At 70.9% G+C, this 8,435-nt stretch carries 6 protein-coding genes; 2 read left to right on the plus strand and 4 right to left on the minus strand.

Annotation, left to right across the window (positions count from 1 at the left end):
- Positions 1-2 precede the first annotated feature (2 nt).
- Positions 3-1,142 (minus strand): FAD-dependent oxidoreductase, encoded by a 1,140-nt coding sequence (locus tag ACLJQZ_RS31810; RefSeq protein WP_410623532.1) that lies wholly within the window; start codon positions 1,140-1,142, stop codon positions 3-5.
- Positions 1,139-1,852, minus strand: coding sequence for a TetR/AcrR family transcriptional regulator (locus ACLJQZ_RS31815; protein WP_410623533.1), 714 nt, complete (start codon positions 1,850-1,852; stop codon positions 1,139-1,141). The genes ACLJQZ_RS31810 and ACLJQZ_RS31815 overlap by 4 nt, the downstream gene beginning before the upstream one ends.
- Positions 1,853-2,339: 487 nt before the next feature.
- Here ACLJQZ_RS31815 and ACLJQZ_RS31820 point away from each other — a divergent pair, with 487 nt between their 5' ends.
- Complete coding sequence (locus tag ACLJQZ_RS31820; protein ID WP_410623534.1) at positions 2,340-3,185, plus strand: hypothetical protein; 846 nt, start codon at positions 2,340-2,342, stop codon at positions 3,183-3,185.
- A gap of 25 nt (positions 3,186-3,210) precedes the next feature.
- Here the strand turns inward: ACLJQZ_RS31820 and ACLJQZ_RS31825 are convergent, their stop codons facing one another.
- Complete coding sequence (locus ACLJQZ_RS31825; RefSeq protein WP_410623535.1) at positions 3,211-4,008, minus strand: hypothetical protein; 798 nt, start codon at positions 4,006-4,008, stop codon at positions 3,211-3,213.
- Between the two features lie 225 nt (positions 4,009-4,233).
- Entirely contained in the window at positions 4,234-6,057 is a 1,824-nt protein-coding gene (locus ACLJQZ_RS31830; protein ID WP_410623536.1) for an arabinofuranosidase catalytic domain-containing protein, read from the minus strand.
- A gap of 722 nt (positions 6,058-6,779) precedes the next feature.
- Between ACLJQZ_RS31830 and ACLJQZ_RS31835 the strand changes: the two genes are divergently transcribed.
- A complete protein-coding gene (locus ACLJQZ_RS31835; RefSeq protein WP_410623537.1) occupies positions 6,780-8,144 on the plus strand; it encodes a beta-1,3-glucanase family protein in 1,365 nt (454 codons plus the stop codon).
- Positions 8,145-8,435: the final 291 nt, after the last annotated feature.

Below are 8,435 nucleotides of genomic sequence, written 5' to 3' on the forward strand. Positions count from 1 at the left end.
GCCTACCCCTGGTCCATCCCGGAGAAGAACTCGACGATCTCCCGGGGCGCCGTCGGTGTGAAGCACCACTCGAGTCCTTGCGCGGAACCGTGGGCGGCTTCTTCGGCGCGCGGGAACATCGCCGTCTCGTACTGCGTCAGGGCGGTTTCGACGTCGTCCGGGTGCTCGATGATCGCGCGGGCGAGGTCGGCGCCGTCGATCAGGGCGAGGTTCGCGCCCTCGCCCGCGTACGGGGACATCACGTGCGCGGCGTCGCCGACGAGTGTCACGCCCGGGACGCGAGCCCAGCGGTGCCCGGCCGGGAGGCCGAAGATCCGGCGCGGCGTGATCGTGTCCTCGCAGTGGCGGATGAGGTCGGTCAGTTCCGGGGCCCAGTCGGCGAACTCCTTCAGCAGGGCGTCGCGGGCCGCGGCCGGATCGGTCCAGTCGACGCCGCCGGCGGACAGCCAGTCCTCGGGGACGCGGAAGGAGGCGCCGAGTTCGATGTCGTTTCCGCCGTGGCCCAGGAGACCCTTGTTGTCGGACAGCGCGAAGACCATGCCGGGCCCGATGAGCGCGGCCAGCTCCGGGTGCCGCGCCGGCGCGTCCGGGATGCGGATCTCGACGTGGGAGACCCCGCAGTACTCCGGGATCGCGGGAGACAGCAGCGGCCGCACCTTCGACCAGGTGCCGTCCGCGCCGACCAGGAGGCCGGTGGTGGTCGTGGTGCCGTCGGCGAAGGTCAGCTCGTGCCGGCCGTCGCCGAGGGCGCGGGCCGCGGTGACCTTGTGGTCCCAGACGATGCTGCCGGGGTCGAGCGAGCCGACGAGCAGATCGCGCAGCACGGTCCGGTCGATCTCCGGACGTCCGCCTTCGCCGCCGTCGGGCCCGGCGTCGATGAAGACGTGCGCTTTCTTGTCGAGGACCCGCATGTGTTCGCCCTGCGGGTGCGTGTGGCGGCGGAACTCGTCGTACAGCCCGGCTTCGCGCAGGGCGAACTGCCCGGTCTCTTCGTGGATGTCGAGCGAGCCGCCCTGGCGGCGCGCGCCGGCGGTGGCGTCGAGTTCGTGGACGGTGGCGGGAATCCCGTGGTTCTGGAGGATGCGGGCCAGCACGAGGCCGGACAGGCCGGCGCCGACGATCGTGACGGAAGAGCTGGTCATGGGAGGTCCTGTTCCGGTGCGGGAGGGGGGTTCGCGGCGAGGATGCCGTCGAGCAGGACGTCGAAGGCCCAGTCGCCGCGGGAGCCGCCGTCGCCGGAGACGAGCGCGGCGCTGAGCGGGGCGATGTGCGGGTACCGGGCCGCGTCCACGGTGGTGATCTTCGTGGCGAGCGCCGACAGCGCGGCGGCTTTCTCGGTCTTGGCGGCCGGGGCACTGAACTCGACGGCGACCGCGGTGGGGAACAGCAGGAGCAGGTCGACACCCCAGGCCGCGGCCCGGTCGTGTGCGCCGCCTTCCTGGAGCAGCGCGAGAACGGTGTCGACCAGCGCCAGGTAGTTCGGGCCGCTGGGTTGTGTGGACAGCGCCATCCGGGCGATCCCCGGATAGCGCATCAGCAGCTGCCCGTAGCCGGACAACAGCCCCTTCACCCGATCACGCCAGGTGCCGGGCCCGGCGACCGACGGCCGAAGCTCGCCGAGGAGCACGTCGAGGATCTGCGCGTGCAGGTCTTCGGTGTTCCGGACGTAGACGTAGAGCGAGGCGTGCCCCGAGTCGAGCGCGGCGGCGACGCGCCGCATCGTCACCTTCTCCAGGCCTTCGTCGCGCAGGATGCCGAGCGCGGTGTCGATGATCCCCTGCCTGGTCAGGGCGGGTTTCGCCGGCCGCTCACGGCGGCTGCGGGGTTCCGGGGTGTCGTCGGCGGGGGGCATGACGCCACCGTAGCACGACCATGGTCGTAGCGACCATGGTCGTCAGGTGCGGGCAGGCCGGATCGCGGACGGCCGGCAGGGGGTTTGGCGGTAGTGGTAGCGGACCTCGCCGGTGTGAGCGTCGACGAAGATCTCCTCGTAGCCGATCTTTCACCGACGTCGTGGTGCACATCAGGTACCGCCTGAGCTACGCAGGACTAACACCGTGCCGGGACGGTCGACGTGCACGTTCCGCGTGACCAACGTTTCCCGTGGGCCCCGAAGGATCGCCTCGGCGACGCGTGGGGCCAGTTCGTCGGCCAGTCGCCGCGCGCCGTCCGGATCATCGACGGGGAATCGCACTCTTCCAGCGTAGGACGGCCGATCGGGCGGTGGACGGCGCCGGGAGTTCCGCGTTCGTGCTCATTCCCTTGCACAGCCGTGAATTGCGCCGGTTTCCGGTGTTACGGTCCGCCGCGGCAGTCGAATCCACACCCCGGAGGCGCAAGTGGTGGCGAAGCGTTGGTTCCTGGCCCTGGTGGCGGCCGTGCTCGGTCTCGCCGCTCTGGCCGCGCCCGCGTCGGCGGCGGTGCAGGTGGCGCAAGCGGCCCAGGTGGCGCCCGCCGGGTGCACGACCTCCATCCAGTGGGTGCAGCAGGGCAACAACTACTTCTACGGCCTCGGCAACCTGCAGTGCACCTCCGGACGCTACCGGGCGAAAGCGGTCTGCATCAACAACCAGACCGGTGCCGGGTACGTGAACTACGGCACCCAGGTCGTCACCGCGCCGGCGACCGCGACCGTGCTGTGCAACACCGGGAACTCGGCGCAGGCCGTCTACGCCGTGACCGATCCGCTCGACGCCGGGGTGCCCGGGTGCGTCTCCTGGGTCGAGTGGGTCAACCAGGGTGGCAACAACCTGTTCTACGGCCGCGGCCAGGCGCAGTGCGACACCGGGCGCTACCGGGTCAAGGCGCTGTGCAAGAACGAGCAGACCGGCGATTACTACATCCTCTACGGCACCCAGGTGGTGACCGCGCCGGCCGCCGTTTCCGTCACCTGTAACACCGGGAACACCGCGCAGATCGTGCAGGCCGTCGCCGATCCGGCCGCCGCCGGCCTGGCCGGGTGCATGACCTGGAGCGCGTGGATCGTCCAGGGCAGCACGCTCTACTACGGCCGGGGCAGCGCCCAGTGCGACAGCGGCCGCTACCAGGCCCGGCTCGCCTGCCACAACCTCCAGACCGGCCAGGACTACGTCGTGTACGCCCCGGTCGTCACGGCGCCGACGACCTCGACCGGCACGTGCCTGTCCGGCAACTCCGCCACCGCCGTGACGACGGTGGCGGCCTGAGCGGCCGGTTTCAGCGCGCCGCGGGTCAGGTCCCCAGCTTCTTCAGCAGCTCGGACAGGTCCACGACCTGGTCGCCGGGCGGGGCCTCGATGGTCACCGGCTTACCCCAGTCGCGGTACTCGGTCGTGCCCTTGACCGTGGGGCCCGGCTGCTCGAAGCCGGGGGACAGATCGACCGTGAACCGCACGGGCCGCAGTGCCGCGTCGAGCCACAGTTCGGCGGGGAGCTTGCCGGTGACCGGCGCGGCGGGCTTCCCGTCCAGCGGCACCCTGATGAACTCCGGGAACAGGTCCGGCGCCTTCGTGGGGTCGAGCTCGAGCCGGTAGTGGTTGGCCAGGCCGGTCCGGTCGGCCGACACGATCCGGCCGGTCCGTTCGATCTCCGCCAGGGTCCGGCCGAGGTCGGGCAGCTGCACGATCGTCGGCACCACCACGCCCGCCGCCTGGGCCATCGGGTCGGGGCTGTCCGGGTCGGTGCCGACCCACGGTTTGCCGGGGATCGCCGCGCCCGGCGTGCGGGTGTAGGTCTTCTTGCCGAGCACCCGGACTTCGCTGCCGTCGAGCAGCATCGTGAGGCTGCTCGTGGAGCCGTCGAAGCGGAGCGAACCGGTGACGCTCTTGGTGTCGGGGCTCACGACGGCGTCCGTGGTGAAGGCCGCGGACGGCGCCTGCGCGATCCCGGCCCGGGCCGCCGCCACCAGCTGGGCGACGTCGGTGACCGGCGCCGTGAGCGCGGGTGCCGGTGGCGGCGCGCTGCCGGGCCCCGGATCGCAGGCGGTGAGCGCGAAAACGGCCATGGCGATGATCGGACCGGTCTTCCGCACGGTTCCCCCTCGGTGTCGTGTTCCGGGGAAGATAGCGGGACAAGGTCACATTCCGGGCATGCCGGCCGGGTCACGACGGCGAGAGGGGATTCCGGGGGAGACACGGCGCGCGTGGGCGCGGGGCCTCGCGTTCGCGGCCGGACTCGGCCTTCTGACTCGGTCCTGCTGCAGCCGGGTCGGCTGGAACGCTCTCTGACCCGGCTGCAGCAGGCGTGACCTCCGGCGTCAGATCAGCGGGAACTTCTGGGCCGCCGAGGAGTTGCAGTCCCAGATCTGCAGCCGCGTGCCGTTGCCCGTGGCGCCGCTCGGGGAGTCCAGGCAGCGGCCGGACTGCGGGTTGCGCAGCGAGCCGTCCGCCTGTTGCGTCCAGCCCTGGCCGCCGACGCCGTTGCAGTCCCACAGCTCGACCTGGGCGCCGTTGGCCGTGCCGTTGCCGACGATGTCCAGGCAGCGGCCCAGCGTCCGCAGCGCGCCGCTCGACAGGTGGAACCAGTGCTGGTCCACGGCGAAGGACTGGCAGTCCCACAGCTGCACGCCGGTGCCGTTGACGCCGTGGTCGTCGCCGGCCACGTCGACGCACTTGCCGCCGGGGCCGGTGATCGGGCCGCCGCCGGTGACGGAGAACTTCTGCGCCGCCGAGCTGTTGCAGTCCCAGAGCTGCAGCCGGGTGCCGTTGGCCGTGGCGCCGTTCGGCGCGTCGACGCAGCGGCCGGACTGCGGGTTGCGCAGCGAGCCGTCGGCCTGCTGCACCCACTTCTGGCCGCCGACGCCGTTGCAGTCCCACAGTTCCAGCAACGCGCCGTTCGCCGTCCCGTTGCCGACCACGTCGAGGCATCTGCCCAAAGTGGACAGTGACGAGTCCGCGTTGTGCGCCCAGTGCTGGTCGGACGCGTTCGCCTGGCAGTCCCACAGCTGCGCCGCGGTGCCGTTGGTGCCGGTGTCGTCGCCGGCGACGTCGAGGCACTTGCCGCCGGGGCCGGAAACCGGGGCCGCGTAAGGCGGTGTCCCGGTGGAACCCGAGTAGCCGACGGAGACCACATTGGACTGGACGGCGTCGTCCGCGGCGTCGGTCGGGTAGCCCGCGGTCATCACGCCCTCGAAGAACGAGCCGATGGACGCGTTGCTGTTGTCCCCGCCGGTGCCCAGCACGATCGAGCCCTCCTGGTGCATCGGCGTGTACCCGCCCGACGGCAGTGTGCCGTTGTACCAGGTGGTGAGGCCGCCGCTCTGCGAGTTGCCGCCCTTGAGCGCGAACGTCGTCTGGCCGTTGTTCTTCAGCAGCGCCGTGACGAACGGCGTGGCGTTGCCGCGGTTGGCGGTGTTGGAGCGGTTGCCCTGGAACAGCCCGTTCTCCAGGTCGCCCGCCACCCACGGGCCGATGCCGGTGCACGGCGGGAAGTAGCACGTGGTGCCGAGGTTCACCGCGTCCATGTGGCCGTTGCCGGTGTCGGCGATCTGCGCCTCGACGTTGCCGTAGTCGAAGCAGCAGCCGCCGTTGACGTGCGTGCCGCTGGCGACCATGTACATGCCTTCGGGCTGGCCGTTGACCGCGACGCCGGCGCCGACGTAGTGCCGGTACCCGGTGCCGGGGGAGACGTAGACGCCGTAGACCTTGTGCCCGCCCGCGGTGACCGGCAGCGCGGACGCGATCGCGGCGACGTCCTGCCCGCCCGCGGTGCCCGGGCCTTCGACGGTGAGGTCGTTGTGACGCGGGGACTGGTCGTAGATCACCGTGATGGTGCACGTCGTGCCGGCGCAGAAGGTGTCCTGCGCGGCGGCGTTGGCGTACCCGCCGGTGGCGAGCAGGCCGATGTTCGTTTCGGCGCGGTCGGAGGCGCGCTGCACGCGGTAGAGGTTGCCGGCGTAGGCCGAATACAGGGCGCGCGTGGTGCTGTGCGCGGCGACGCACTGGGTGCCCGCGGCGCCGTAGATGTCGCAGGGCAGGGAACCGGCGGCCTGCGAGGTGGTGGCCAGGCCGAGCATCGTCCCGAGGACGAGCAGCGTCGTGGTGAGCGTGGCGAGAAGTCTTCGGCCGGAAACGCGGTGCACGGGGACCTCACTCTCAAGCCGCAGGTCAGCGACCCGGGCGGATTTTTACAACGTTGTATTTCCAGGAGAGAAGGGGGTTGCGGGAAGACGGTGGGGATGTGGCGAGGGTAGGTCGGCGTTCTCGACCGTGTCAACAGGTCACGAGGTGCCGCCGGTCCGGTCCACGGGGAGCCTCCGGCGGGAGCACCCGGACGGCCTATCCGACGGGGATCCGTTTCGTGCCAGGGGATGCGGCTCGCTCAGCGCGATTCGTCCGATTGGTGGCCCCGGCGGGCGGCGCACTTCGGAAAGGTCCGGTCGCTATCTGTTCTTACAGGCCGTCTTCGGCCGATCGGGCCTGGTGCCGACGGTCGCGCTGACGCCCACGGCGCGGGAATCGCGGTCCGGCGTCGCCCTGATGGCGGCGCTGTTCGGGTTCGTCCTGACGCGCGGACCCCGGACGGGGCGGGAGACGCCGCTGGGCATGACTGACTCCAGGTGAGCAGAGGCCCCTGAGCGGGTGGCGGCGACACGCAGGAGAGTGAGGTGAATCGGTTCCGAATATCGCCCGCGGGCCCCGATCTGTCAAGGCTTGACAGGTCGGGGGCGGTGGTATGAACCTTTTCACCGAGCGTCCCCGGCCGGACACGGATGCACCTTCCCGGCGGTCAGGGGGCGAGCCGGACGACGCCGTCCCCTGACCGGCGGCGGGTCCGCCCCACTTTCCCGGCCAGGGAGGAACCATGCCCACGATTGCCCGTCCGCGGCGCCGCCGCGGACCCGGAACCCGGTTGACGACGCTGGCGGCGGCGCTCGCCGTCGCCGCGCTCGGCTTCACCGCACCCGCGGCGCACGCGGCGGATCCGCTGATCTCCCAAGGGAAAGCCGTCACGGCGTCCTCGGTGGAGAACGCCGGCACACCCGCCACCGCCGCGGTGGACGGCAACACCGGCACCCGCTGGTCGTCGCAGTTCAGCGATCCACAGTGGATCCAGGTCGACCTCGGCGGGGCGGCGACCGTCAGCCAGGTCGTGCTGCGCTGGGAGGCCGCGTACGCCACGGCGTTCCAGATCCAGGTGTCCGCCAACGGGTCCAGCTGGTCCACTGTGTACCAGACGACCACCGGCACCGGCGGTGTGCAGACGCTGAACGTGACCGGCTCCGGCCGGTACGTGCGGTTGTACACCACCGCGCGCGCCACGCCCTACGGCGTCTCGCTGTTCGAGTTCCAGGTCTTCGGCACCGGCGGTGGCACGACCACCCCGCCGCCCGGGTCCGGCGTCCCGCCCGACTCCTTCTGGGGTGACACGAGCAGCATCCCGGCCGCGCAGAACGTGCTCACCGTGAAGGTGCTCAACCGGACCAACGGCAAGTACCCGGACAGCCAGGTGTTCTGGAACTTCGGCGGCCAGACCCACTCGATCGCCGAGCAGCCCTACATCGACATGCCGGCCAACTCGGCCGGGCGGATGTACTTCTACCTCGGCACCCCGAACGGCCAGTACGCCGACTTCATCGAGTTCACCGTCGGCCCGGACGTCTTCAACGGCAACACCACCCGGGTGGACGCGTTCGCGCTGAAGCTGGCCATGCGGCTGCACGCCCACGACGGCTACGACGTGCAGGTCGGCGACGACTACGGCACCTTCCAGGAGGACCGCGCGGCCACGTTCGCCCGGTTCCAGGCCGAGGTGCCGACCGAGTTCAAGGGCCTGGCCACGGTGAACGCGCCGTACCGGATCCCGGCGCCGGGCAGCGCGCCCGACTTCCGCGCGGGCGGGCAGTACGCGAACTACTTCACCGCCTACGCCCAGTCGGTCGGGGTCAACGAGCCGACGTCGAACATCACCGGGTGCGCCGGTTCACTGGCCGGGAACCCGAACATGTGCGCCGCGCTGAACCGGCACACCGCGCAGCTGCCGGCGTCGCAGCAGCAGGACCCGGCGAACTACTACAAGGCCGCCCCGGCGAACTACTACGCGAAGTACTGGCACGACCACGGCATCAACCACCTCGCGTACGGCTTCCCGTACGACGACGTGGCCGGCCAGTCCTCGTTCGTCTCGCACGGCGACCCGCAGTGGCTGGAGGTCGCTGTCGGCTGGTGACCTTCCGGGAGCCGGAGCGTCCCGGCCCCCAAACGCCCCAAGCGCCCCAATGTGGCGTTGGGTGCGTCCAACGCACCCAATGTGGCGTTCGGTGCGTCCAACGCACCCAACGCCACATTGGGGCGCATTACCCGGCCCCCGCCGACCGGCTGACGACGCGCGACACTAGTGTGTCGCGTCGTAAATTCGTGAGTTAAGTGGGTAGTATGGGGATATGTCGAGAACCGGGCGTCCGAAGGCTGAGCTGGTGTTGGCTGATGTCGAGCGTGAGCAGTTGATTCGCTGGTCGCG

Origin of the sequence: Amycolatopsis sp. cmx-8-4 (assembly GCF_046548675.1) — a bacterium.
In the GTDB taxonomy this organism is placed as follows: domain Bacteria; phylum Actinomycetota; class Actinomycetes; order Mycobacteriales; family Pseudonocardiaceae; genus Amycolatopsis.